Source organism: Dolichospermum sp. UHCC 0315A (genome assembly GCF_008121535.1).
GTDB lineage: Bacteria > Cyanobacteriota > Cyanobacteriia > Cyanobacteriales > Nostocaceae > Dolichospermum > Dolichospermum lemmermannii.
Map to the genome: position 1 here is coordinate 41,976 of NZ_CP043059.1, position 26,377 is coordinate 68,352.

The following is a 26,377-nucleotide window of genomic DNA, read 5'->3' on the forward strand; positions in this document are numbered from 1 at the left end:
AAAGGAGATTAAGGTAATGGGCGAGGCTAGAAGGCGTAAGCAATTACTACAAGATCCAAACTACAAAATTTCTATCATAGCCAAACAGTTGGCAGCAAGTTTAAATCGTTCTCCCGTCCTAAAAATAGTTATTTTAGCATTTTTATCAGAAGCTTTAGTATACGAATTAGAGCCTAATTTGGTGTCTGAAATTTTGTTTGAAAAAGTTACTGAGTGGTTAGATAAGAATAGTAATATAGTCGAGTTAGCAGAACTACGATCAGGTTGTTTTATACCCACAGATGAACTCGTAGATAAGCTACTTGATATATTAATAATTATGTCTATGGGATCACCAAAGGCATCATCAGAAATAGGTATTGAGCCGAGATACGTGTAAAAACCTGCAAGATGGTCTGGAAATGCCTACTGTGTCTAGCTTTCAACAATTTTTCCCCCCATCCTTATAAGGTTTTCCACACAGAGGACAAAACTTATACCTCAACGACACCACCAACTCACCACAATTAGCACAACTAGACCGTAATTGCGTACCGCATAGATAACAAAACCTAGCCCGAACATTTCCCCACATTGAATCCACAACGCCACCAGGATTCCAACATTGGGGGCAAAACTTAATCGCTGCCATTACCAGAACCTCTTCTCCCCTGACAACAGCCTGCAAATACTCAACAGGCACAGACAAAGCCAAAGCAAGACCGCCAAGAGTTTTATGGCTAAGTTTCCTTGTCAATCCCCGTTCAATCTTCCCCACAGAGCGAGAATGAACACCAGCCGCATTCGCCACCTCAAACTGAGTTAAATTGAGTTCCTTTCTCATCCGCAAAACATAGTCGGACAGAGATTCTCCAGGTTTTGGAGTTTTAAAAGTATCCATAAAACACTGCCAATATTTCTCCCTAAAAGATATATAATTTAGGAATAAATAACCTTGCTAAAAACACACAAATTTCCGTGAAGCAAGCTGTCACATTAGCCACCGTTGCCGTCAAATTTTTAGAACGGACTGGACTAGCACCCAGTACCATTAAAACCTACGAACTAACCCTCTTAAACTTCCTAGCAGAATATGGAAGTTGGCTAATCGAAATAATCAGTAAGCAAACATTAATAGAGTATCTAGATAGCCTCTCACATTTAAAATACACAACCCACCATAAGCATCAAGCAATACTGCAAAGTCTATTTAACTTCGCCGTCCAACAAGAGTATATAAAAATCAACCCAATTCAGGGATTAAAACAGCGTCCCCCACAACGAGAAAAAGGCGAACATAAAAGCGATACTCTCATAAGATATCTAACACCAGACCAGCTAAATATCCTCTATACAGCAACCAAAGATGACTTGCGACTATCAGCAATAATTCATCTATTGCATCGCACAGGATGTAGAATAGGAGAGCTTTTAGCACTGAATTTATCAGACCTAGATATCAAAAATCAGAAATTTCAGGTATTGGGAAAAGGCAACAAACAAAGGTGGTGCTTTTATAGCAATGATGCCGCCCAATCACTAAATAAATATTTCCAACACACACGACATAAAAATATCAACGCATTGTTTACAGCACAACATCCAGTTACCCTCAAAGTCAGTAGAATTAGCTATCATACATTGCATGATTATTGGCGAGAAATTACCAATACCAATCCCGAATTAACCGGGGTACGCATTCATGATTTACGCCATACTTATGCTACAGAACGAGTAGGATTAATCAGCATAGAAGAATTACGTTCACTCATGGGACATGAAAGCATTCAAACCACATTACGCTACCAGAAAGTTACCTCCCAAAAAGCCGAATCAGCCGCCCGTCACGCCTTAAATATGCTGATTAATCCAGAACTACAAAGCTGAACTGAGTCACCATAACATTCATAATTATTGACAACTTTTTGAGCGAAAAAACAACATTTTTATCGGCATTGTCAATTTCTACCCAAAAGAATATAAAATACTCTTTGGTAGGGGAGTGAGGGATAAAACCATTTTGAGTAATCTTAGTATTATATAAGACTCGTATTTGATTTATAAACGGGTTTTCAGATTAAAGCCTTGTTGAAACAGTATATTTTCAAAATTTCCACTAGATTATTATATGTTTTAAATATTACTTGAATGACATCAATTGACCGTACCGCTTATCCCAAATTTAAACAATTTCCTGACCCCAAAGAACTGGCAGAACTTTACACTCCAACACCTACAGAAATCAAGTTTGTCAAGTCTAAAACCAAGAACCATGAAGGATTGCTACGGTTAATGGTGATGTTGAAATCCTTTCAACGTCTAGGATATTTCCCTCATCCTGAACAGATCCCAATTGCGGTAATTAAACATTTACGGTCGTGTTTAAAGTTACAAGACTCAGTAAAAGCAATACCCTCCGAACGCCAACGTCATACCTATAAAAATATTATTCGGGAGTATTTAGGAGTCAAACAATATGATAAAACAGGTCAAAGATTAATAGCCACATTAGTTGCAGAAGCAGCCCAAATTAAAGACCACCCTGCTGATTTAATCAATGTGGCAATTGAGGAATTAGTGAAAGAACGATACGAATTACCAGCATTTAGCACCCTTGACCGATTAATTCGCCACATTCGGTCAATGGTCAATAATCGGTTATTTACACTTTGTTCTCAAGGACTTTCAACTACCGAACAAATTTATTTAGACCAATTGCTCGTGGTGATAGACAAGGAGGAGGATAATGAAAATGCCACCCTGAATTTATTAAAATCGCCACCTAAAAGTGCCAAACTAAATGGGATGAAACTCCTGCAAAACAAGTTTGATATGCTCATGACTTTTGGAGATGCCAAGCGATTACTACAAAATATTACTCCTACCAAAGTTAGACATTTTGCTGCTTATGCTAGAACTTTAGATATCACAGAATTTCAAGATATTAATTTACCCAAACGGCGGACATTGCTATTATGTCTATTGTACGAAGCACAGGTAAAAACTCGTGATTATCTGGTTGAGATGTTTATTAAACGTATTTTGAAGATTCAAAATAATGCCAAACTGCGATTGCAGGAACTCCGGGATAAACATCTGACAGAAACATCAGAGTTGTTAGCAACATTGGGACAAGTATTACAAGCATCCAAACAAGCCAAGGAAACCAAGGATAATGCTGTATTTGGAGAACAGGTGCAGTCAATTTTGGATGAACATGGTGGGGCAGAATTGCTGATACAAAAATTAGATGAAATTGCGGCGTACAATACCAATAACTATTTACCATTAATGTGGCGGTTTTATGCTGCCAACCGCAAAGCACTGTTTAGTTTAGTGCGTTCTCTAGATATTCTCTCTACTTCTGCGGATGAATCAGTGATTGCAGCTTTGCAATTTGTGTTAGATCATGAACACAAACGTTCTAAATATTTGCCTTTTGATATCAATTTGGATTTTATTAGTAATAACTGGCGGGCGCTAGTCGTCGCCGAAATTGATGACACCGAGGTTTTGGTACGTCAGCAATTAGAAATTTGCATCTTTTACAATTTGGCGACTGAATTTAAAACGGGAGATGCCTGTGTTGTGGGGTCGGAAAGCTACGCGGATTTCCGCGAACAATTATTAAGTCCTGTTGAGTGTGAACCATTAATAAAAGATTACTGTAACTTAATTGGTTTTCCGGCTAATCCAACGGATTTTGTCGAACATTTACGCTTATGTTTAACACAAGTTGCTGAGAAAGTAGATAATATTTGTGCTGTTGATAAACAATTTACAATTAATAAGGAGGGCGACCCTGTATTAAAGAAACCACCATCATTTACTCAACCCCCAGAGGTGGATTTATTGGAGTCGAAAATCCGGGCGCTGATGCCGGAACGGAGTATTTTAGATATATTGTGCAATGTTGAGCATTGGTTAAATTGGACTAGACATTTTGGTTTGATGTCGGGAAGTGAAGCCAAAATATCTGACCCAGGGGAACGTTATATTTTTACTACTTTTGGTTACGGTTGCAATCTTGGACCTAATCAAATGGCTCGTCATTCGGGGGGTATGGTGACTGCCCATGAAATTTCTTATACTAACCGTCGTCATGTTAGTGCTGCCAAGATTGAAGCGGCAATTCGGGATGTTATTAATGCTTATAATCGGTTTACTTTACCTTCTTGTTGGGGGACAGGGAAAAAGGTGGCAGCGGATGGCAGTAAGTTTGAGATATACGAGAATAATTTACACAGTGAGTATCATATTCGTTACGGTGGTTATGGTGGTATTGCCTATCATCATGTCTCGGATAAATACATTGCTTTGTTTACTCACTTCATCACTTGTGGGGTTTGGGAAGCGGTTTATATTTTGGATGGGTTGTTGAAAAATCTTTCGGATATTCAGCCGGATACGTTGCACGCAGATACTCAAGGTCAGTCTGGACCTGTGTTTGCTATTTCCTATCTTCTGGGTATTAAGTTGATGCCACGTATCCGTAATTGGCAGGATCTTAGTTTTGTGCGTCCTGGTACGGATGTGAGCTATCAGCATATTGAGCCACTGTTTAAGGGTGTGGTGAATTGGAGTTTAATTCAGACTCATTGGTCTGACATGATGCGGGTGGTGCTGTCAATTAAGGCTGGGAAGGTGATGCCTTCGACGTTGTTACGTAAGTTGGGGAGCTACAGTCGCAAAAATCGTCTTTATCAAGCTTTTCAAGAGTTAGGTAAGGTGGTGCGGACTATGTTTCTGCTGGATTATATTTCTAATGTTACTTTGAGACGGGAAATTACGGCGGTAACAAATGTTGTGGAGATGTATAATGGTTTTCTGGATTGGGTATTTTTTGGTAAGCAAGGGATGATTACTGAGAATGATCCGATTGAGCAGGAAAAGCGGTTAAAGTATTTGGATTTGGTGGCCAGTGCGGTGATTTTGCAAAATACGGTGGATATGTCGTTGGCGATTCAAAAGTTGATGTCACAGGGTGAGGTGATTCCTATGCGATACCTTGCTGCTTTGAGTCCTTATATTACAAGACATATCAAAAGATACGGTGATTATGTGGTGAATTTACATAATATTCCTCAACCTTTGGAGTCGGCGATTAATCTTCCTCCAGAAATCTTTGAAATGTAGACACAGCAAGCGTTTCCAGACCATCTTGCAGGTTTTTACACGTATCTCGGCTCAATACCAATTAGTATGGAATGTTATCTGGTTGATTACCTTCAACATAATCAACACTGGCAGGTTCGTTATTAAAACTAGCTGGTTCATTACCAATACCAGTAGCTCGATTACGTTTCTGATAATATCTGGTTCTTTCACCAAGCAAATCATCTACGGTATAACCTAAATCTGCAATGAACTTGTCAAACTTGGCTTGGTTCATCTTATGAATCTCATGAGTTAACCATTCTGCTTCAAAGATTTTATAACCTTCCTCACCTTTAACACGATTATCAATCTTGTACTGCTCCCAAGCCAAAACTCGAATTCCATCTTTGAGTTGAGAAAGTTTCTTGTCAGCTTTGGAAAGAATGTTGATAGCCATAACGAAACCTCGAAAACAACGCCCCCTCTGCGCGATAGCGCCCCTACCGATAACTTCCGGGTAACTCAAGACTATGGCTTATGCCACGCTGCGCTATCAATGTCAATAGGGGGCTGATTACCTATGTTTACAATGCTGATAATATTGATAATGCTTCGGGGTTCTCAAGTGAATGAGCGATCGCCAGGGGCATTATTAATTATACTAAATTTTGTAGTATATAAATCTCAGACAATATCATACTATTGACAACAAAATTAATGCTATTATAAAGAAGTTGGGGATTTATGATTAATCCCAAAAACCGGGGGCAGATATGACGGAAACAACAGCGAACTATGATCAAACATGGAAAGAAGCTATAGGGGAATATTTGGAATTATTCTTACAATTCTTCTATCCAGACATTCATCAAGAAATTGACTGGAGTAACCCTCCTATTTCCTTAGATAAGGAACTAGAACAAATTACTGCATCTAGTCAAACAAAAAAACGCTATGCTGATAAATTATTTCAAGTGTGGTTATTAAATAATGAAGTAATTTGGATTTTAATACATATAGAAGTCCAAAGTCAGCATGATAAAAAATTTCCACAAAGAATGTTTATCTATAATTATCGTTCTTATGATTTATTTAATCAACCAGTAATAAGTTTAGCAATATTAGGAGATGAAAACAAAAGTTGGCGACCAAATAGTTATGAATACGGTTTAGGTAATAGTAGAGTTAAAATGGAATTTAGTATTGTCAAACTATTAGACTATCAATGGTCAGACCTAGAAGCAAGTAATAATTTATTTGCTATAATAGTAATGGCACATCTAAAAACCAAAGCTACTACTAGGGACTTAACTGCAAGAGAACAATGGAAGTGGAGTTTGGTTAGACCATTATATCAAAAAGGCTTAACTAAGTTTGACATTATTAATCTAGTTAAGTGCATTGATAAAATGATGACTTTACCACCACCATTACAAACGGAATTTCAAACCAAATTAGATGATTACGAAAAGGAGTTAAATATGCCATTCCTCAGCACTATTGAAGAAAATGCCCAAGAAAAAGGTAAGGAAATTGGCAAGGAAATTGGCAAGGAAATCGGTAAAGAAATTGGGGCTAGAAAAACTTGCCAAGAAAACATTATCAAAATCCTCACCAATAGATTTGATAATCTTCCAGAAAAGATGATCTATGCTATCAAGCAAATTGATGATATGTCCATCCTGGAAAATTTACTTTTACCCAGTATTAATGTTAATTCTTTGGAGGAATTTCAGCAGTTAATTGACTCGGCTTTACATAAAAATTAATCATATCAGATTCCCGAATTATTAACTAAATTCATCATTTATTGAGAAAATGGAAAAAAGCAGTCGGGGATCTGGTACATAAATAATAAACCAGAGAGATAAATAGTAATCATGACCAATATTACAGCAAATTATGATCAAACATGGAAAGAAGCTATAGGACAATATTTTGAATCATTTCTACAATTCTTTTATCCAAAAATATACGAACAAATTGACTGGAGTAAAACTCCTATATCTTTAGATAAGGAACTAGAACAAATTACCGCATCTAGTCAAACTAAAAAACGCTATGCTGATAAATTGTTTCAAGTCTGGTTATTAAATAATGAAGTAATTTGGATTTTGATTCATATAGAAGTCCAAAGTCAGTATGATAAAGAATTTCCACAAAGAATGTTTATCTACAATTATCGTTCCTTTGATTTATTTAATAAACCAGTGATTAGTTTAGCTATCTTAGGAGATGAAGATGCAAAATGGCGGCCGAATAGTTATGAATATGGGATAGGCGATAGTGAAGTAAGCATGAAATTTAGTATGGTGAAACTGCTAGACTATCAATGGGAAGAACTAGCTGCAAGTAACAATCTGTTTGCTATAATAGTAATGGCACATCTGAAAACCAAAGTCACTACTAAGGACTTAACGCAAAGAGAACAATGGAAATGGAACTTAGTCAGACCATTGTATCAAAAAGGCTTAACTAAAGTTGATATTATTAATTTAGTGAAGTTTATTGATAGAATGATGACTTTGCCACCACCATTACAAACAGAATTTCAAACCAAATTAAATGATTACGAAAAGGAGTTAAATATGCCATTCCTCAGCACTATTGAAGAAAATGCCCAAGAAAAAGGAGCTAAAATAACTCGTCAAGATGACATTATCAAAATCCTCTCTACTAGATTTGATAATCTTCCAGAAAAGATAATCTATAATATCAAGCAAATTGATAATATGTCCATCCTGGAAAATTTACTTTTACCAAGTATTAATGTTAATTCTTTGGAGGAATTTCAAACATTAATTGATGCAGAATCACAGCAAAAATAATACTGTTATATCCCTGATTTATGATATTATCAAGAAATCAGGGATATTCATAAAATTATCTGCCAAGAAAAAACCACTAGATTTAACCAGCAAATCAAACACTTATTCAGGTAAACAAGACACAACTTCTAAATCGAGTTCTTGGGCTACCCCTTCAATTTGTTTCCATACCTCAGTTTTATCAACAAACAATCGTTTAACATAGAGTTTGAATTTAGTATCAGGTAATGTCAACATTCTAATTCCCAAATTCTGGGCATCCTGTTTAACTGTTTTCACAGACTCCAATAAATTATCACCATATTTAGTTGCTAAAGTCCCCTTTACACCACCTAATTGGGCATGACTTTCATCCTCAAAATCAACTTGGGCAATCCATTTGTTATCATCACCGGGATACATTTGATAAATACCAATTCCAGTGGTGAATAATTGTCCAATCATGATACAATCCCCTATATTATTGAACATTAAGCAATAGCATTACCGATAATCAATAACGCTATTTGCTATTTGTTATTGCTGGTTTCAATCCTCAATTACCTTAATTGGTAACTGTCACCTGCATTTTCAAACATTATCCAATTTCCCCATGAATCAACTCAACAACAGATTCAGCGAGTAACCCCCTCACCTTAATCTCCAGTGGAAATCTGCGGACTCGTTTGGATTGTCGGGGTGTGCCGTCGTCTCCCTCGAAATAGCCATTATTGACAATTACCCAATCTCTAAATCTGGGGAACTCTTGTTGTTTCAAACCAATGTAAGTGATAAAGCTAGTGAATCCAGAACTTTCATCGGTGGATTCTGGCCAATGAAACTTGTTTGAATAAGTGCCGACAATGGTTATGCGATTCCTACGGAGCGCTTCGCTATCGCTCAGTTCCACCACCTGATAATTCCCATGTGGACTAACTTGTAAAACCTTACCTTCAATACCCGCAAAATTGATTTTATTCATCATTAAATCTCAAAAATACCAACATTAAAAAGCGATAGCATCAATGATTTTTGTAATCTTCATTTCACTATATAAAGCTTGATTTTATTAGTGCTTGTGTTAAAATCAAACAATGGCTAGATTTCAGTTAATAGATGATGAAGTGCTGGGAATAGATTGACTCATGCCTATTCCCTTTTTTCTACTAATCCTGATCTGAATAACTATCAAACCAAATTATTTCATTATCAGAAAACCCAATCATCCTAGCCAAACCGTCTTCACAGTTGACAATTAACTTACCTGAACCTGAAATATCAACAACTCCAGTAATTCGGGGTTCATTCAATAGTATATTTAATTGCTCAACAGTGAGTTCAATTGATTTTAAAGGGTTGATTCCTGTACGTTTAACGAATGCAGTGGTCATGATATTAACTAACAACAACACAACCCCAAAGCGATAGCATTAGCATCCTTAACATATTTTTATTTACTAAATTAAATTGATAGACCATGACACCAGAAGAAGTTTTAAGTCAAATAACCGATGGAATTTGGGTGAACAAGGGTGGGTTAAGAGTCCCCACAGAAGTTGTGCAAGCTTTGTCAAATAAAGAGGATTGGTTTGATTCAATTCAACCAGTAGTTTACTCGCAAGATAATTTACCTTCACTAAAAGCGATTATTAATTACTTTTCTAAATCAGAATTAGACGATGAAGTTGGCTATGCTTCTGCGGAAATCCTACAATCTTGTTATGGTGTAAACAAAGTTTTTAATTCTAAAGTACACGGTAATCCAAGTGCGGTTGGACAACAAAAACTTGATGCAATTGGACAACGCCCAGCGAATATCGAAACTTATAAAGCGTCCGTAGAAGTTAATAATATATTGATTAATTGGAAGCATATTAATAGTAGTGGTTATGATAACGATGATTCAGTTTATGACAGAATTAAATCTGTAGAACAAGTAAATAAAGATTGGTTTTCTCAACAAATTGAAGATTTAAAAACATTAATGCTCAATGCTTATGATAGTTTATTATCCCAATTTGATGAACAAGAAGACCCTGTACCACAGGAAGTAAGGAATCACTTTGTGGCAATTAGGGAGAAAACAGAGCAGGAATTTCCATCGGCGATTCCTACGGAGCGCTTCGCTATCGCTGATTTCCCCCAGGACAACCTCAAAATTGTCAATATATTTCAAGGACTCCTAGATAAAGTCAAAGAAGAACTTGCGGATGCTTTACAAAAAATCAAAGAATTGGTTTTAGGTAAAGATGAATCCAAGACAGCACGGGCAGAAGCGAGACAAGAACACAAGGATAAATCAGGACTGTTGAAGTTTCTGAAAAGCAAGATTGTTAATCCTGCAATTAACGGTATCAAAAAACTATGCAGAAAAGTGGGGAAATTGTTATCTAATAAAGAAGAAAATAATTATAAAGAAGACACAATTAAATCACAATTTGGAAATATTTCTAGTGCTTATGGTGCAATTGTTCCTGTGGATATACCGACAACAATCAACGCCATTGAAGTATTGAAAAAGATTACCGAAAGTATTCTGACAACATTTATTTTAAAGGGAGTGCAATTACCGGGAGTTTTCGTTGAAGCGTTAAAAAATACTACGATTTCTATAATCTTAAAACGATTGGATATTCCCGGAGGTGAAGCAATTCGTTATATTACTGGGGGATTACTAAGAACAGTAAAAGATTTATTACCAGCAGTTTTCAATAATACTGGAATGTTTGCCGGGGCATGGGGTTTATTAACAGCTTGCGCTCCTTATATTTTAGCAGCAGCAATCCTGGTGATTATTGCTATCAAAATGGCTAAAAGAAATCAACTCGGTGATTTTATCTTGATACTGGGATTATTGGCATCCCAAACAGAACCCGATATCTGTTGTACCAGGGTAATTGGTGACGAGAAAATGGAGGATATACAAACATTGAAAGAGGGATTTATTACCGAAACCAATAAGAATTATGACTTTATTTATGCCTTGACATTCAAAAATGAAGAACTTGCCAGAAGTTTGGATATATCACAGGAAACTCCGGTGATTATCCCCGAAGCAGCGGCTATCACAATTAAAGAAGGATTATCAAGTTTAGAATACATGGATTTTTAACAAAGCAGGATTATCAAGTTTAGAGTACATGGATTTTTAATATGACTACATTATTCACAAATACCCGCTATATCGAAGATGGTTCAGTCGGCACAATCGCCACCGTTACTGAATGGTCAGTGTGGAATTGCACTGAAAATAAATGGTCAAATGCACCTAAAGTAGTCTTACGAAATATATTATTAGCAGGGTTACATCCAAAATTAGATTTTTGTATTGGGGAAATAGAAACAACAGAAACCAAAGCATCAGCATTAAACGCATTTAAACCCAAAGGTTATCAAGCAGCATTCTTTCTGGATTTAGCCAGTGGTTCTAGAAATCATGGGAGATTCACATTCACTAATGAAAAAACCATCGGTAAAAAGTATTTTGGGGAAACAGCTAAAGACCAATGGAAACGTATAATTTACGGTAGCATTTTGCATACTGGTTGTAAGAAACTGGTATACAAACAAATGAAATATGTAGTAGTAGATGATGAAAATAAAGATGCAGATGGTAACGACTTAGATGATGCAGTCAATAATATTCATTGGGAAACCGGGGATAGTCACGCCAAAGCTAGTAAAGCACTGATGCAATTATTGGGACTGCCATTACAACAATTTAATCCAGATACTGGAGAAGATGAAGAACTTGAACCTGATGAAAATAAACCCTTACAATTCAGAGCAGCATTCAGAAACAACGATAATTTAGTAGAATGGATTGGTAAAGGAACTATTGGTTATAACCCCAAACTCGATGACTCTGAATTTGATTTAGTGATTCCCTTATCTTCACTCAAAGGTAATAAACCAGCGTTAGGTAATCATCAAGGTAAACTATTATTTGGTTTGGTGTTTGAGGGGGAATTACGCCGGGCTAAACCAGGATGGATGTTACTCCAGTGGTTCTCATTTGAAGTGCTACAAAAAGATAATATCATCAGTAAATTAGAAGCTAAATGCGAACTGCTTGCAGCAGCGCTTCGCTATCGCCTATCCCAAGCCTATAATTCCATCACTGACCTAGCGGAAATCCTGAGAATAGACCAAACCGAAGCCGAGGCAGAAGTCGAAGAAGGTAGCGACAAACTCCAGTCTGAAGCTGAATATGAAAACACGATGATTCGGATTATTAAAGCCGATAAAGCGGGTCTTTTACTGTTACATCCCTATGTGGTAACTCGTATCAAAGAACGCATGAGGGCTGTATGGTTAAACTTAGCTAAAGCTGCTGGTATCCGATTCTATTCAACAATGGCACAACTAGATGAATCCCTGGCACATTATCATGTGGTATTACCTGATGGACGAATCAAAGGCAGAAAAGTATTTTGCGCCCCGGACTTTGAAGAGGGTGAAATATGTGTACCAAGTTTTGTAAGGGTAAAGCACAGTCCACTTTTCAAAAAATCAAATTTTAGATAAAAAATAATTTTGCAATTAGTTTATTTTAATATTAAAATTCTGTAATTTTAATAAAATAGTGTATACTAAGAATAGTAAATGCGCCTTGAAAGAGTGAGCCAACACTCAGTCAAGACGACTACTCCATTAGTTGTTTGTCCAACATAGGAGCAAAATTATTATGCCACAAAAAACGCAATATGAGCAAGAGAGTCTATTTTCTTACAAGAATGAAAGCTACCGCGAATTTGTAAAAAAGTTTGGTCATCATCGCCAAAGATATCCCCACAGTGATGTGCTTTTGACAAATTGCATTAAACAGGAAATGGATTTAATTCAAGGTCACTTGCTAGGTGATGGAAGTATTTTTGTAACAGGAAAAGACTGTAATCGAGATGCTACTTTCAACTTTGTTACGAAACATGAAGACTACGCTCAATGGATTATAAATAACACAGAGTCATTTGCTGCTTGTAAGCTACAAGTAGGTGATAATTATGACAAAAGAACAGATAAATCATACCATCGTGTTTCTTTTAGAAGTCCATCTAATAATCTATTTACAGAGTTAAGAAATAAATGGTATCCAGACGGTAAAAAGATTGTTCCACAAGATTTAGTTTTGACAAAAGATTTAATTTTGAGATGGTATGTAGACGATGGAAATTGGCATGATAAAGGAATTTACTTTAACACTCAAGGTTTTGATCCAGAAAGTACAGATTTTTTGCGATCTGAATTATCAAAATTTTTAGTAATGAAAGTAACAATTCAAAAACACAGTGGCGATCTTTACAGACTTTTTATTCCCTTACGAGGAACTGGATCTGGAGTTAGTAGCACTAATAACAACACAGAGAAATTTTTTGAAGTAATCGGAAAATGTCCTGTTAGTTGCTTTAGTCACAAATGGGGAAAGATTTAGTAGATTAACAAAGTCATAAAGGAAGGGATTTATTCTCTTTCTTTATGATTTCCAGTGATTTCACACAACTAATAAAGTCTTCTTCGTTTATATCTGGCTAGACTGTGCCAAAACTGGAAAATATACGCTAAGGAATCAAAATAAGTGCTGAAAGCATTGTGATACTTAGCTTTCAGCCATTACTTAAATGTATTTCCTATTTAGCTGCTGTTTCAGGGGAATTGCTACAAGGCTCTTTTCTAATTTGAAATTCCAAAAAGGATGATGGAGAAGATTTGAAGTTTACCGATGCTCCGCAGTTAGATGATTCAACTACAGAAAGAATATGCTTTGCTACTACTACACCAACAGATCCGCTGACAAAAATACCAGCTATACCAACAACAAGAGTAATGTTTGTTTTTTTGTATCTTTTCATATTTTTCTTCGATAAAAAAAACGCTAATTCGAGAATTAGCGTTGTTCGTGTGTATTCTGTGTTTTCTTTTGCCTCATATCTCAAGCGGCAATTGCCGCTGCATTTAGAAATCCGTCTCCTTGGTGATTAGAGTTTTTACAGATATTCTCGGACTTCTGAATCAAATGCAAATACTCTCACAAAAGAAGGAGGGAGTTAAAGGATACAAGATAATACTTAACTAAAGGGTTGTTTTGATGATTAATAAGCTACCTCTTAAACAGTTAAGGTACTGTTGACTTTTGAATTTTTTCATGGTACAATCAAAGGACTAACGCCCTAGTATATGTGATAAGTAAGTATGAAAGTCAGGAATTAGTTAACTAGGATTCACAAATCATCATTGCTCCAATCACTTTAGTTTTATAAAATTCCATCTTGCCGGAATTATATGTATCTTGGCTCTATTTTTAAGATTACTCCTAATTACCTCTCACCATAACCGGGGCGTTAGCCCCTGTTAATTACCAGGTGTAGAACAGACAAACTCTTGAATCATTGCCCCAGCACTTCTTTTTGGAATAGGAAGTCTTATAGAATTCCATCTTGCCGGAATTATATGTATCTTGGCTCTACATTTTTAAGATTACTCCTAAATTAACATCACAATCACTGAGGCGTTAGCCGTTCTTATCTCCCAGGTGTTGAACAAACAAATGCTTGAATTCCTTCTCCATGACCATTCTTTTTAATAGGATACCATTTTAGGTCAGGGTTGTCTCTCCACATTTGAGCATCAATATTATAAAAAGCAAGATACATTACTCTTGGATTCCAGCAATCTATTAAATTGGCAGTAACATTTCCTATTTGAGAGTTTTTAATCTGTCTACTAATAAATCTTGCGGTCCCATTGTCAAGATGCTCAATAGAGTCTGTATCAACTTCCCACCAACCTTTGTTTGTAACTACTGCTGTAAAGAAATCTGCTTTTGCAGGAAGACAAGGTAATAATGCTAATGCAATGGCAGACAAGGTTAATTTAAATTTCATAAGGAATCCTATTTGTAATTGATTTAATAACTAATACATTATTATTTAAGTAGCCATCATGAACTGCGTACAGCAGGACACATGAAAAACTTCTTATTCCCTTCCGCACTCTTCAATGGCGATCGCACTGGTGAAAGATCGAGGTTTACGCGACTAAAATCTGTTCATGAAGTCAACATAACAGGCGCGTGAATCCATAGACCTACATTGTTCTTCAATTTGTCTCGCTTTTTCATGAGCGTATCTAATTCTATCCCCTACATAGCAAGCCGGATTACGCCCATCAGGTCTAATATACGCGGAAGTCTGTCCACAGGTATATATTTTGTCTTCATCAGCAAATGCCAATGAACAGGTATATCTTTCAACAATCCTTCTTCCAAAGTTACATCTAAAGCAACTTCACCGAAATCAGCTAAAAGCTCTAATAATTTTGACATAATTTCTGAATCTTTCATTTACTATCACCTGATATATCAGTAAGTGGACAAAAATAAATATGATTTCTTATCTGATGGTTTGAATTACCCTCAGTTTGCTCCGTTAGTTTTTAGCAAGATAGATGTTGGGATGAACTAGAATCTAGTAATAATCCCTTTGCTATCATCACAATAGCACACTTAAAGACTAAAGCCACAACCAGTAATCTTACTGAATGGTAAGCATGGAAATGGAAGTTAATTCGAGAACCTTACGAGCAAGGGTTAACAAAAGAACAAATCGTTAAGCTATTGAAAATCATTGATACAATGATGACTAATCATTACAATTAACTACCAGTTTTTAAAACTCTATTTCATTAACAAATTCAAAGTCTATCTGGCATTTCCAAAAAGCCCTTTGGCTTTGGTGAAGACAGGTTTACAACCTTACTCCCGGAAACAGTTGTTGTTTTAACAATTCATTCTCAGTAGTCAAATATTTAACCTTATCACCGGAAATAGAGGAATCGGCGTTTTGGTAAGCGAGTTTGTAAACAGCGATAGCGAAGCGCTGCTGCAAGCAGTTCGCCCACTGATTCATAGCAGTCAAATAATCCCCTGGAATATCGGACACATCGAGAACCCCGTCATCAACAGATTCAAGAATTGCGGTGATTAGGCTTTTTTCATTTCTTTTAAGATCCATGTTCTCAGTCCGCCACTGACGTAATAAATCGCAAACCGTGTCAGAACTACCACCAATGCCGTAAATGTATTTTAAAGCTGATTGCACACTACGGATAACAATACCGACCTTGTTCTTTTTCAACACAGCACAAGCAATATCAACCATTTGTTTAGTAATACTATTGTACTGCTTGGTTTCGATATCAAATCCGGTGAGGTCGAGTTCCTGGAATGTTGTTGGTAGTTTCATAGCGCACCTTACTATCTATACAAAGTATGTAAGGTTAACTTTACATTGTCAAGATTAAGAATTATCCTCATGAGGAAAAGCCAGTGCAAGTTCAGTGAGGGTGCATTCAAGCCCACATTCCGCACCCCAAAATGTTACAGAGGGAAATTACGGAGATGAAAATCAAAGGGAGCATCAAAACAAACAGATAAAGTGAAAAAAGGCATTTGAGAAACAGTAAATCACCAAAAATGTCATCAAAATCTATTCTCAATAAGAAGCAATAAGAATGCACACCACCTGGAGAGGTCAATAGATAAGTGAAAGAAGATATTCAAGAAACAATTATAAGTTAGACTAATCAATTAAAGTAAAAAACGAAATTATAGACATAGTAAAATGGAGCTATAAATCAAAGAGATTAGCTCATCTTTACAAGAGAAATTAAATTGATAGAGATGATAATTAGCTGACTAATTGATAGTAACGTAAACAATCATCTGGTAAAAGACTCAAGATAAAATCTCTGTCCTTATTCCAATTAGAAATATGTTTCTCCTGATTGAGTGTAACCAAATGAATACACTGAAAGCATTGAAAAATCCAGCGTAAAGTAGGACGATTAGTTGCTTTGCCTAATTGATTTTTAATTGTTGATTTAGACTCCAAAAGAGCATTTCTAATATGACGTTGAGCCAAAGTATAAACCAGTAGACATAAACCCATAATCATTCCCAAAGACTCTATTCTCTCAGGACTTTTGAGGAAAATACTGTCGGCAAAAAATAATGGGTCTTTGAGAAAACCAAACCCCCTCTCACATGACTGCTGGGCTTTATATTCACTTAGCATAGAATCATTGCTTAGTTCCTGTGAATCTAAAACATTTGTCGCAATAATAAAACGTCCCGCACTCAGCAATTCTGTATTAATTTTACTTTCATCCTGGGAGACTGTAGCTGATATTTGATAGGATATTTCTCCTGAAGTATCTTTTTTATTAGATTTTACTTGAGTCACCGTACTTTCGTGAATTTGATGATATTTGAATTGTTTTGATAATTTTGATAATGCCTTGATAGCATCTGCAACACATGCAAATCTCTCTTGTGATAACTTTTTCAAATCTTGCACAGCTTTTGATTCTGCTTTGGTAATTTTTTGTGTGAGCTTATGCAGGTCTGATTCTTTTCTTTCTTGACTTTGCACTACTAACCATCTTTGTTCTATCCCTGCATAATTTTGGATTTTTGATGCTAATTTATATCCTGGTATTGTACTATCAATAAATTCTGATTCTGCTAATGTTGATATTAATGTTTTTGCTGCTTTTATGCTTAATGGTACTCGACATAACCAACGTAATTCTGACATCATTTTCAGGTTTGATTCTGTATATAAAGCAGCGTCAGCAACCATGAGACTATTAACTTCTAATTGTTTTTGATATTCTACTGCTATTTGACCAAAACATGATGAATCTGCTTGATTTCCCGATGCTAGTTTTAAAAATATTGGGATGTCTCCATCTCCTGAACATATCATTTCTATGATGAATTGTTTTAAATCTGGTCTATGGTCACGGGAATAACCGTAGGTGATGGTTATTTCTTTTGGTGATTTTACTGCTAATTCTTCTAATTCTTGGTTATTTCCTACTTTTTGACTCTCAAATATTACGAATGGTAAGCTAGTGTTATACTGCCCATGCACGTGCATTGATGATGAGTCTAGATGTGATGTTGATAGTGATACTCCAAATTTTTGAGCAGCTTTTAAGGCTATGATAAAAAAGATTGTATCTAAGCCTTTTATAAACAGTTTATCCATGACTCTCCCCAATTTATCGTCGTTAAGATATTCTGGTTTTACTCCTGTTCCTATTAGATGCTCACAGGCGATTGTTTCAAAATATTGGGGAAACATATATAACGGTTTGGAGACAAATCCTAACCCGTTTATTATCATGGCTTTTACCACTTGACCTGCATTTACTTTTTCGTCTTTTTCGACTCCTATTAATTCATTTATTATTTCTACTATTCCGATTGAATCTATGATTCCTGCTACTATCCCTAGATGGTCTATGTTCTCAATTTCTATTTCTTGAGGTTTTAATTTCACAACAGTTTCCTCTAATACTTCTGTTGTCATCAATTATTTCTTATTTGGTTATCAATTCATTTTTTTCTTTTGTTACCAAGTTTCACTTTATCACACCACGTCCCTTTTAATGCTACTTATTCTTATTAAGCATCTTAATTTTTGAATTGGCTTTAGTTATTATGTACTACTTTAAGGGCTTTTTTGATCTGTGACAGTTTGGGGTGCGGAATGTGGGTTCAAGGATTTCGATAACTGCCAAAGTTTCTGCCGGGGATAATTTAGGAACTGCGTGACCGTTTACCCAAGCACTTACAGCCTGTCGTGAAAGTAGACGACCGGAAATGGTACTCCAGGCATCTTGTACAAGTTCTACAAACTTTTCCTGAGTTAAACCCCTACGTTCCAATAGTTTGATAAACTTGGTTCTTTTTGCCATTCAAGCTAACCTTAAAGTAAGGTTCACTTGGCATTATGACATATATAGAAAAATCTATGATTAAAATATAAAATCCTTATACAAGTAAGCAATAGACAGCGTTTTATTAATCAATAAAGTCAATGAACTTAAACTTAAACCGAGCATAACAGGGAACACAATAATACAAGCAAACTAAGACTTTCTGATCAGATCGGCAATGGCTAACATGATGTTTGATAATTGTTCTGTAGAAGCCGACTGAATATTAATGAAATTGGTAGCAGTCACCTGTGCTTGTCCAAACGTTACCTTTAATCCAGTGTCGCCCAATAACCCCTTAATTAGTTTGGCTTTAATATCTGAACTCATATCAGAAGCAAGCTGTTCCAACAGGGCAGATTTTTCCTGATGCTCCAGTTTATCAACTAGATTTTTGATGATATTGCTAACGGCTGTGTCATCCAATTGATGGCATTGATTAAGTATTTGCTTCAAAATATCTTCAGTCACCCTGATACTCTCTACTTTTCTGTTGTTGACCTGTATAGATTTGTTGATACTTGAATATTCTAGCCCTTTCTTCTAGGAATATCCTATCAACACTATCGCTTAATCAATGTTTACAGTTTTAAATTAGCAAATATTGGTACTATTATGCACTTTAGTTATCATAGTATATTTTGATTGAATCCTTAGACTTAACATTATTGATAGTATTTGCACTTAGTTCTTGACAAGTCTTAGCAGATGTGAAATCTACGGTCTATAGAGATTAAGGTTCTAGTATTTTGATGCGGAAAATAATACAAGAATACTACAAATTATTGAATTTTAGGACTATCCACCACAAAGGACTGGATAATTGTATTTATATTCGGTTTTAAGCGCAAACTTTTTGGTCAGATGAGCGCAGTGATAATGCCAGTGCTTGCATTATATCTGCTCTATCTTCTTTACCTAAAAACGGAATCAATTGCGCTATTTCCTGACCGTTCAAATATTTCACCATTTCTTCTGGCTGGACTTTGGTTTTTATCCCCAGTTTTGTCAGTGCTTCTTTCCGAATATCATCGTCTAAGCAATCCAAAATGCTGAAATAAAAGCCAGCATATAAATCTTCTTGAAGACCCTTCATTAACCGACTTAAAGAACTACCGCTGACTCCAGACATTTTAGATATATTGACTGCGGTTTGTCCCCGTGCGATCGCTTTGTTTAATGCGTCAATTAAAATTTCTCTGTGATTCATATTGCGTTATAGGTATTTTAAGATTATATTTAGTTTATAGCAAATTAGATATTTACTGCCAATAGTACCACAACAGTATCAAACTCTTTTCGCTCTAGCGTCTAACTTAGAAATTTCCATAAGTTACACACCAACGATTTTAATCTAATTACCTTTAGTTTGCAATGGGGGGCAGTCAATTTCTAAACAAATGGATCAGGTTTCTTAGTTTACGCCACTGCTTTAGCTTTTTCTTTGTTTTGCGCTGTTAAAGAATGGGCGATCGCTTCCAACACTCTAGCTTTTTCCTCTGGAGGTGAGCTTGCCGCAATTGCCGCTAAGTCAAAGTTCACCATCCCTAACTTAGCCAAAGTTGCTGATTTGATGTGTTGGGGCAATGAATAAACCAGCTTAAAGAAATCTCCAGACCTTATATCTTCTCTTTCTCTAGTTAACAACCGTGAAATCATACTATTGTTTACACCGGACGCGCGAGAAAGTTTGGCATTGGTCATTCCTTCACTAATTGCCTGTTCTATCGCCTCAATTAATATTTCTTTAGGTTCTATCATTGTTATTTAGCAGAATTATAGTTTATATTCTTGTTATATAGCAAAAACTAATTTTTCGGCAATGGGGGGAACTTAAATTCAGTTGTAAAGAAATACCTTAACCATAAACAGTGGCTAAGGCAAAAAGCAAATTTAATAAATTTCTTAACCTAATTATGACTCATAACCAGGGATTTTTCCACTGTCTCCAGTCCAAACTAGGAGATTGTTGGACTTCAGCATCAATAAAACCGGATTTACTGGACTTTTTTACCAGTGTTTTTCTACAGTCCACCGCGTTGAAAGTATTATCAAAAGTGCTTTTCAAGCGTTTAGAGTCTGACTGTAGTGATAGCTTGCGTGGCATAGCCATACTCACCAAAATTTTTCAACCAGAAGCAATAACCAGTTATTTACTCTCAATTACTTTGGGGGTGCATTAGCCATGACTACCAAAACTCGCACTGTTCGTTATCCACAACCAATCGAGGAATCAAGAATGCAAGGTTATTTCATGATTTCTAAGCGTGACGCTGCTTTGGTAATTACCAACAAGTTAACTGGTAATCAATGCCGTCTTTGGATCTATTTAATGCTTATTGACCCGTTTGCTGATTATACGACCGATGGTGAAATCAAATATCATGATCTCCCTTCTATCCCAGAAATTGCTGTGGCTATAGGTAGTTCAGTAGAAGCTGTTGAAAAGGATTTCAGAAAACTTCGTAGTCTAGGGCTTTATGAATACCGCACCGTAGTCATTCAGGGTCATAATACCACCGCCGCTAATGCTAGGGCTGAGGCCGATAGGTTAAAATCTCCCTCTAAATCTAAGCCCAAACCCAGTCAGGATAATCGTTCGGCTTATTTAAGCCCCGAAGGAGCTAATTTAAGCCCCGAAAAAGATTATTTAAGCCCCGAAGGAGCTAATTTAAGCCCCGAAAAAGATTATTTAAACCCCGAAGGAGCTAATTTAAGCCCCAATCAAGAGTTAGAACCATTGCCAAATCAGGATTCCACCGCTCCTCAGACTAATCAAACTAATCAAACTTACCAAGACTTTCTCTCAGACTTATCAGATAGCGAGAGAGAGGATTTTGAAAAATTTGGTTTAGATAAAGCCAATAGATTACCTAACGCTCCAACATTGCCCCAAAGATGGATTGAAGTGCATTTTGAGGAATTGCGATCGCAGTGGGAAAAATCCCAAGGTAAAGTTTCCACCACGCAGGCCACGAAATGGGAGAACCACCCACAACGAGAAGAGTGGTTAAACAAAATTCGCACTATGGGGTATGTAGCTTTCTACTTTGAAGACAAAGCAGAAGAAAAAGAACGTCGCAGCTTTTATAAGTGGGCTGACTCTAATAATTTGATTTGGATAAATGAGTTATGAATCTTAGTGATTTACCGCAATTTGAACGGATGCCTTTACAAGCACCTCAGTCCCAGGATGAAAAAGAGATTTTTTACCCTAAATGGACTTGTTTTTGTTGCCAAGACTACGGAGTAATAAATCGCAACTTAGCTCGAAAAATAATACCTAACTACAACAGTTCAGAAGATAAATGGCCAGTCTGCCAAAACCCAAACTGCCATGCTTTTGAGCAAAAATTTGGAGCTAATATAGGCAGTGAAAATTTTGATATGCGATTTTCTTCACTGGTTTGTCAAAAGTTGGATTTAATCGAGCGTCAGAACTGGCATAACACAGTACAACGTCAAGTTGATATCCGCGCCTTAACTAAAACAATGGCAATGCCCGGAGTCCCTGACCGCACAGACAATGACAACCGGGAAATACAAGAGCGCAAAAAAGAAGTTGAAAACTTTGACTGGGAAGCAGCTTCAACAGCGTATTTGGGGAGTGAGTAACTATGAAAACCAGTGTACTAACTACACCTTGGAATTACCCTCAAAACTGGCATGAAGGTTTCTATGATGGTGACAAGATTATCTGGAAAGACTGGATCATTCCCGTTACTGACTACATCAAACAACGGTATCTAAGTCCTGTTTGGTATTTAAACCAACTCATTGAACATTGGGAATTGTTGGGAGGAATAACTTTATTCCTAAGTGATGGATCAGCAGCTTCCACAGCAGAACTCAGTCAAGCCCTCACCACTGAAATATCAGTTGTCAATCAAGCAGTGGAATTAGGCTTTTCAATGGGGTGGTTTGATGTCGGTGACAAAATTAGCAAAATTAGTTTGATTTTCTTAGAGGAAAAATGCGACAACTCGATTTATGCTCCGGCGTTGGTGCAGGTTTTGCAATTGCCGGACTCCGCGCAGGTTGGGAACTTGTGGGAATCTGCGAGAACGATAACTACTGTACAGACATCCTCAGTAAACGATTCCCCGGTGTCCACAACTACGGAGACGTGCGAGGTTTACCAGTTCAAGACATCAGAGGAATTGACGTTATTACAGCTTCAGCACCCTGTCAGCCCTTCTCCATCAACGGTAAACGATTGGGAGCAACCGACGAGCGAGACTGTTTCCCCGCAGTGCTGGAAAGTATTACCAGAATCCAGCCCAAATTCTTTTGTATCGAAAACGTTACCGGATTACTCACCTGTCCCGACTACCCAGGACAACCAACAGGGTCATATTTTAGGGGCGTGGTCACAACCATTGACAGCAGCGGGTATGATGCGGAATGGCTTTGTGTATGTTCAGGACACTTTGCAGCCCCCTTTCTTAGACAACGATTACTTTTGGTTGGAATCTCCCGGTGCATTAAGCTCAACTGGGAACGGACGACCCCCTGGACAAACCAAGCTAGAAACACAATTGAAAAAGCTGGGACTGTTGCACAAAGGCGAAGTGCTAAACCCGGTTATCCTCAGCGAGTGGTACGATATCCCGCCGAGTTGGCTAGACCCCTCGGAGTCCCGTCCGGCAACGGCACTATTAGAAAACAAAGACAGGCAGCAGGAAATCTTCTTGATCCCAGAGTTGCCGCCATCGGAGTTAACAGAGTTCAATACCTTGCCACAATTGCCGGGGTCAATAACTACTGAGAAATTCTTAGAGGAAAACTTAGATACTGAGGAATTAAATCAAGAAACTTCACTTACTGAGAAATTCTTAGAGGAAAGTTTAAGTACGGATAAATCTAATGCCTGTGGTTGTTTATATCAATATATAGAAAATAAGAAATTAAAGAATGGAACAATAGTTAGTTATCCCCGTGTTGAAGGTGAACGAGATAAGCATAATTATCTACATTGGCGTTGGGGGTATAGTTGGGAGGAAAAGATTGATGGCCAGTGGAAAAACCGTTCTCTGGGAGTTTCCACGAAAATAGTTACCCAAGTTGCCAACATGATATACAACGGTAATTCTGTACAAAATATCAGGGAGTTTATAGCACTCAGTAAAAACTACAGGAAATCTGATAAATAATCATTTTCCTCTAAGAATTTTTATCCGCTAATTCCACAGCGGGAACTTAGTAAATTTAGTAACTGGGATTCCTTGACTTTGTGATGCGTGTGAAAGAATGTATATTAAAACAAAAAATAAGTTTGGATAAAAGTAAGATATCCAAACAGAAAATATCAGGGGGTGGGTGGGATTTTAAAATCCTTGCCCCAAAAACTCATTGACTTTTATTGTTAGTATCACGAATTTTAACTATGATAGCTTCTAACAAGTTTGCTGTTTCATCTTTACTGTTAAGATTAAATTGATAAACAGTATTAGCATGGACTTGAGAATTTCCCATTGTTACAGAGCAACTATTATCGTCTTTGATAGGAAATAATTTCTTTACCAACTTAGCTTTTTCATCTATAGTCAAATGTTCAGTAGCAATTTCCAAAAATGCTAACTTTTCTTCACCACTTAACTTATCGTAATGATCTCTGTCCATTGGGATTCCCTGGTAATAACTCCTATAATTATCCTATATTTTATTTAAAATATCAATAAATTTAAAAGTAGTTATGTAAAGAAGTGGATTTAATTGATAGAGATTATTTATGGTCGTGCTACACCATAACAAATAGAGCAAATTTTACAGGAATTAAAGTTTTATAGAGGTTTTGGGATGACTAACTTAATTACTTTACAAACAATATTTATTAAAGATGATGTTTTTATCAGGTTAAATAAGTTAGACAATCACTTAAAACAAATTCAGTGTTTATTACTGGATTCTAATAATAATGATGTTGTCAAAAGTTTAATTAGAGAAACTATGTATTTTATTGAATGGATAGCCCCTGATATAGAATTTAACTATGCTTTTGAGTTAGCTAATTTAGTTCAGAAGTTTGGAATAACATAGAAGCACGAAATCAAATTATTGATGAACTTGGCAGTTGGAATGACCGTGTTTTGCAAATGTCACAATTACTTGTTGTATAACATTATGACTCAACCATCTTTACCACAACCACAATTAGAACCCAAGGGTATCACCTTTGACCAATATGAGGAATTTACCCCAGGAAAACTAGAACTGAGTAATGGATATCTGGGGTATGGTGGACAAGATAATCTAGGTTTTCATTTGTCTATACTTACGAATATGGGGTTATTAGCAGCAGTACGAAATACCAATTTATCACTGTGGATAGAAGCACTTGACCATGTGGTGAGAGAAAAACTACAAAATGTTAATAGTGAACCAGAAGTAGCAGAAGCAATGTTAAATAGATTTAATCAGGCAATGTTAGATTTGGAAGCAGTGATAGATTATTTAGGGGAATAACGTACCTTTGGGATTTTCCTCTAAGAAAATTTTGACAGTAGGATGGAACAAAGGAAATGTGGGGGCAACCTTTCCAACATTCTTAACCAGCGATTCCACCAGCGGTTCGCTATCGCACCTTTTCCCAGTAGAATTTATTAAAGGCGATTCCTACGGAGCGCTTCGCTATCGCTGCAATTGCCCGAATACTCAATTAGCAGGCGTGTTCTTGTGGAGTTCATCACGGTTGATATGGCCGTTTGTGACTTCAATGATCTTCGGCAATAAGAGTTTTTTAGCAGAAAACTCCGATTCTGTGGGGATTTTATCCTAATATCTGACACAAAATGATATAGAAAACAACATATTTATTCATGAATCTTAACAAAGAATGCAGGTTCTCTCACCTGTTTTTAAATTTTGTTTACATAGCTATGCTGTTATGTAACAAAACGTTAGTGCTGACAGTATTGTGATATTTTGGTTTTGAGTTGGGAGCGATCGCTTGCTGCTCAATTGTGCAGTTAGCCCCCAGTTGTGGGAACTCTAATTTTGTTGGACAAAATTGATTTACTGTTAGGAGGAAAATTATGGATGAAGCGGCAAAAGCTGCGGGTGCAGCAGGTGCTGGCGCGGCAGCAGGATATGGTGTAGTTGCTGTAACTGGTGTGACTGCGGCTGGTATGGTTGGTGGTGGTGCAGGTTTTGGAGCAGCAGCCGGTCCTGTTGGGGCGGCAGTTGGGGCATTAGCAGGACTTGCTACCTATGGAATTTATCGAGTCATTAAAGGTTAGGTAAATTCATCGCGTTTTTCCACTGAATCTTGCCCTATCTAGTTCTAACTGGATAGGGCAATTGCGTGTCAGGCTAAGTGCGATCACCGTTTGGGAATAAGTTGAAATAGCGATCGCCATTTATGAATAAGTTGAATATATAATAGGTGAAAAATTTTATGATACCGATGATTCCTTTTTTATTTGGTGTTATAGGTCTTGCTATTGGTGCTTTTGCTGCTTATGCTGCGGGAGATAAGAATAGACAAGCAGCTAAACATTACAAAAAAGTTGCTAATGAATTAAGTGATAAATATACCAATTTAGACAAAGGATATCATCAACTTACTGATGAAAACACCAAAAAGATTGATGAATTAAATCAGGCTAGGGAAGTAATTGCACAAAACACACAAATTATTGATGAATTAACGAGTAGATATGAAAATATAGAGCAAGAATATCATCAAATAGCTGATGAGAATAAACAACATC

31 protein-coding genes and 1 pseudogene are annotated in these 26,377 nt (G+C 36.7%); 17 read left to right on the forward strand and 15 right to left on the reverse strand.

Going from position 1 to position 26,377, the window contains the following annotated elements:
* Positions 1-16 precede the first annotated feature (16 nt).
* A complete protein-coding gene (locus BMF77_RS26140) occupies positions 17-379 on the forward strand; it encodes a hypothetical protein (protein WP_148766566.1) in 363 nt (120 codons plus the stop codon).
* Between the two features lie 42 nt (positions 380-421).
* On the opposite strand, the gene BMF77_RS26145 is transcribed toward BMF77_RS26140, so the two are convergent.
* Positions 422-880, reverse strand: coding sequence for a helix-turn-helix domain-containing protein (locus BMF77_RS26145; RefSeq protein ID WP_148762642.1), 459 nt, complete (start codon positions 878-880; stop codon positions 422-424).
* A gap of 77 nt (positions 881-957) precedes the next feature.
* On the opposite strand from BMF77_RS26145, the gene BMF77_RS26150 reads away from it, so the two are divergent.
* Both BMF77_RS26150 and BMF77_RS26155 read left to right on the forward strand, forming a co-directional pair.
* Positions 958-1,866: a tyrosine-type recombinase/integrase gene (locus tag BMF77_RS26150; protein WP_148762640.1), complete on the forward strand. Its 909-nt coding sequence runs from the start codon at positions 958-960 to the stop codon at positions 1,864-1,866.
* A 261-nt stretch (positions 1,867-2,127) separates the two neighbouring features.
* The gene (locus BMF77_RS26155; protein ID WP_148762638.1) at positions 2,128-5,115 is read left to right on the forward strand and encodes a Tn3 family transposase; all 2,988 of its coding nucleotides are present in this window, start codon (positions 2,128-2,130) and stop codon (positions 5,113-5,115) included.
* 61 nt (positions 5,116-5,176) lie between these two features.
* On the opposite strand, the gene BMF77_RS26160 is transcribed toward BMF77_RS26155, so the two are convergent.
* Complete coding sequence (locus BMF77_RS26160; protein ID WP_081424250.1) at positions 5,177-5,533, reverse strand: hypothetical protein; 357 nt, start codon at positions 5,531-5,533, stop codon at positions 5,177-5,179.
* A gap of 316 nt (positions 5,534-5,849) precedes the next feature.
* Between BMF77_RS26160 and BMF77_RS26165 the strand changes: the two genes are divergently transcribed.
* Positions 5,850-6,845, forward strand: a complete 996-nt coding sequence (locus BMF77_RS26165; protein ID WP_148766568.1) for a hypothetical protein — start codon at positions 5,850-5,852, stop codon at positions 6,843-6,845.
* A gap of 111 nt (positions 6,846-6,956) precedes the next feature.
* A complete protein-coding gene (locus tag BMF77_RS26170) occupies positions 6,957-7,904 on the forward strand; it encodes a hypothetical protein (RefSeq protein ID WP_148766570.1) in 948 nt (315 codons plus the stop codon).
* Between the two features lie 102 nt (positions 7,905-8,006).
* Here BMF77_RS26170 and BMF77_RS26175 read toward each other — a convergent pair whose 3' ends face one another.
* The 3 genes from BMF77_RS26175 to BMF77_RS26185 form a co-directional block, all read right to left on the reverse strand.
* On the reverse strand, positions 8,007-8,348 hold the full coding sequence (locus BMF77_RS26175; protein ID WP_246863027.1) for a hypothetical protein: 342 nt from the start codon (positions 8,346-8,348) through the stop codon (positions 8,007-8,009).
* Between the two features lie 133 nt (positions 8,349-8,481).
* Entirely contained in the window at positions 8,482-8,868 is a 387-nt protein-coding gene (locus BMF77_RS26180) for a hypothetical protein (RefSeq protein ID WP_148762677.1), read from the reverse strand.
* A gap of 181 nt (positions 8,869-9,049) precedes the next feature.
* A complete protein-coding gene (locus BMF77_RS26185) occupies positions 9,050-9,274 on the reverse strand; it encodes a hypothetical protein (RefSeq protein ID WP_148762674.1) in 225 nt (74 codons plus the stop codon).
* A gap of 86 nt (positions 9,275-9,360) precedes the next feature.
* On the opposite strand from BMF77_RS26185, the gene BMF77_RS26190 reads away from it, so the two are divergent.
* From BMF77_RS26190 to BMF77_RS26200, 3 genes are all read left to right on the forward strand, one after another.
* Positions 9,361-10,995 (forward strand): hypothetical protein, encoded by a 1,635-nt coding sequence (locus BMF77_RS26190; protein ID WP_148762672.1) that lies wholly within the window; start codon positions 9,361-9,363, stop codon positions 10,993-10,995.
* Positions 10,996-11,036: 41 nt separating this feature from the next.
* Positions 11,037-12,410: a hypothetical protein gene (locus BMF77_RS26195; RefSeq protein ID WP_210422260.1), complete on the forward strand. Its 1,374-nt coding sequence runs from the start codon at positions 11,037-11,039 to the stop codon at positions 12,408-12,410.
* Positions 12,411-12,570: 160 nt separating this feature from the next.
* On the forward strand, positions 12,571-13,314 hold the full coding sequence (locus tag BMF77_RS26200) for an endonuclease (protein ID WP_148762670.1): 744 nt from the start codon (positions 12,571-12,573) through the stop codon (positions 13,312-13,314).
* A 196-nt stretch (positions 13,315-13,510) separates the two neighbouring features.
* Here BMF77_RS26200 and BMF77_RS26205 read toward each other — a convergent pair whose 3' ends face one another.
* The 3 genes from BMF77_RS26205 to BMF77_RS26220 all read right to left on the reverse strand — a co-directional run bounded on the left by BMF77_RS26205 (position 13,511) and on the right by BMF77_RS26220 (position 15,222).
* Positions 13,511-13,732 (reverse strand): hypothetical protein, encoded by a 222-nt coding sequence (locus BMF77_RS26205; RefSeq protein ID WP_015081647.1) that lies wholly within the window; start codon positions 13,730-13,732, stop codon positions 13,511-13,513.
* 669 nt (positions 13,733-14,401) lie between these two features.
* Positions 14,402-14,764 (reverse strand): CNP1-like family protein, encoded by a 363-nt coding sequence (locus tag BMF77_RS26210; protein WP_148762668.1) that lies wholly within the window; start codon positions 14,762-14,764, stop codon positions 14,402-14,404.
* Positions 14,765-15,021: 257 nt separating this feature from the next.
* On the reverse strand, positions 15,022-15,222 hold the full coding sequence (locus BMF77_RS26220; protein ID WP_148762666.1) for a hypothetical protein: 201 nt from the start codon (positions 15,220-15,222) through the stop codon (positions 15,022-15,024).
* Positions 15,223-15,330: 108 nt separating this feature from the next.
* Here BMF77_RS26220 and BMF77_RS28485 point away from each other — a divergent pair.
* Positions 15,331-15,522 (forward strand): annotated as a pseudogene (locus BMF77_RS28485) (hypothetical protein); the annotation flags it as partial.
* A 103-nt stretch (positions 15,523-15,625) separates the two neighbouring features.
* Here the strand turns inward: BMF77_RS28485 and BMF77_RS26230 are convergent.
* The 6 genes from BMF77_RS26230 to BMF77_RS26260 form a co-directional block, all read right to left on the reverse strand.
* Positions 15,626-16,123, reverse strand: coding sequence for a hypothetical protein (locus BMF77_RS26230; protein WP_148766572.1), 498 nt, complete (start codon positions 16,121-16,123; stop codon positions 15,626-15,628).
* Positions 16,124-16,567: 444 nt separating this feature from the next.
* Positions 16,568-18,256 carry an IS1634 family transposase gene (locus tag BMF77_RS26240; RefSeq protein WP_148762023.1) on the reverse strand — a complete coding sequence of 563 codons (1,689 nt, stop codon included), beginning with the start codon at positions 18,254-18,256 and terminating at the stop codon, positions 16,568-16,570.
* 136 nt (positions 18,257-18,392) lie between these two features.
* A complete protein-coding gene (locus BMF77_RS26245) occupies positions 18,393-18,644 on the reverse strand; it encodes a transcriptional regulator (protein WP_148766574.1) in 252 nt (83 codons plus the stop codon).
* 174 nt (positions 18,645-18,818) lie between these two features.
* Positions 18,819-19,136: a hypothetical protein gene (locus tag BMF77_RS26250; RefSeq protein ID WP_148766576.1), complete on the reverse strand. Its 318-nt coding sequence runs from the start codon at positions 19,134-19,136 to the stop codon at positions 18,819-18,821.
* A gap of 370 nt (positions 19,137-19,506) precedes the next feature.
* On the reverse strand, positions 19,507-19,875 hold the full coding sequence (locus tag BMF77_RS26255) for a hypothetical protein (protein WP_015081654.1): 369 nt from the start codon (positions 19,873-19,875) through the stop codon (positions 19,507-19,509).
* Between the two features lie 209 nt (positions 19,876-20,084).
* A complete protein-coding gene (locus tag BMF77_RS26260; protein WP_148766578.1) occupies positions 20,085-20,426 on the reverse strand; it encodes a hypothetical protein in 342 nt (113 codons plus the stop codon).
* 155 nt (positions 20,427-20,581) lie between these two features.
* Here BMF77_RS26260 and BMF77_RS27550 point away from each other — a divergent pair, with 155 nt between their 5' ends.
* The 5 genes from BMF77_RS27550 to BMF77_RS29155 all read left to right on the forward strand — a co-directional run bounded on the left by BMF77_RS27550 (position 20,582) and on the right by BMF77_RS29155 (position 23,818).
* The gene (locus tag BMF77_RS27550; RefSeq protein ID WP_148766580.1) at positions 20,582-20,848 is read left to right on the forward strand and encodes a hypothetical protein; all 267 of its coding nucleotides are present in this window, start codon (positions 20,582-20,584) and stop codon (positions 20,846-20,848) included.
* A 2-nt stretch (positions 20,849-20,850) separates the two neighbouring features.
* Positions 20,851-21,801 carry a hypothetical protein gene (locus BMF77_RS27555; protein ID WP_210422261.1) on the forward strand — a complete coding sequence of 317 codons (951 nt, stop codon included), beginning with the start codon at positions 20,851-20,853 and terminating at the stop codon, positions 21,799-21,801.
* Positions 21,798-22,280 carry a hypothetical protein gene (locus BMF77_RS26275; protein WP_148766582.1) on the forward strand — a complete coding sequence of 161 codons (483 nt, stop codon included), beginning with the start codon at positions 21,798-21,800 and terminating at the stop codon, positions 22,278-22,280. The genes BMF77_RS27555 and BMF77_RS26275 overlap by 4 nt, the downstream gene beginning before the upstream one ends.
* 358 nt (positions 22,281-22,638) lie before the next feature.
* A complete protein-coding gene (locus tag BMF77_RS29150) occupies positions 22,639-23,433 on the forward strand; it encodes a DNA (cytosine-5-)-methyltransferase (protein ID WP_148766584.1) in 795 nt (264 codons plus the stop codon).
* Positions 23,402-23,818, forward strand: coding sequence for a hypothetical protein (locus tag BMF77_RS29155; protein ID WP_210422262.1), 417 nt, complete (start codon positions 23,402-23,404; stop codon positions 23,816-23,818). The genes BMF77_RS29150 and BMF77_RS29155 overlap by 32 nt, the downstream gene beginning before the upstream one ends.
* Positions 23,819-24,014: 196 nt before the next feature.
* Here BMF77_RS29155 and BMF77_RS26290 read toward each other — a convergent pair whose 3' ends face one another.
* The gene (locus BMF77_RS26290; RefSeq protein ID WP_148766586.1) at positions 24,015-24,287 is read right to left on the reverse strand and encodes a hypothetical protein; all 273 of its coding nucleotides are present in this window, start codon (positions 24,285-24,287) and stop codon (positions 24,015-24,017) included.
* 177 nt (positions 24,288-24,464) lie between these two features.
* Here BMF77_RS26290 and BMF77_RS26295 point away from each other — a divergent pair, with 177 nt between their 5' ends.
* From BMF77_RS26295 to BMF77_RS26305, 3 genes are all read left to right on the forward strand, one after another.
* A complete protein-coding gene (locus BMF77_RS26295; RefSeq protein ID WP_246863029.1) occupies positions 24,465-24,704 on the forward strand; it encodes a hypothetical protein in 240 nt (79 codons plus the stop codon).
* Positions 24,705-24,788: 84 nt separating this feature from the next.
* Positions 24,789-25,130 (forward strand): hypothetical protein, encoded by a 342-nt coding sequence (locus BMF77_RS26300; protein ID WP_148766587.1) that lies wholly within the window; start codon positions 24,789-24,791, stop codon positions 25,128-25,130.
* Between the two features lie 569 nt (positions 25,131-25,699).
* Positions 25,700-25,903 carry a hypothetical protein gene (locus BMF77_RS26305; RefSeq protein ID WP_148766589.1) on the forward strand — a complete coding sequence of 68 codons (204 nt, stop codon included), beginning with the start codon at positions 25,700-25,702 and terminating at the stop codon, positions 25,901-25,903.
* Positions 25,904-26,377: the final 474 nt, after the last annotated feature.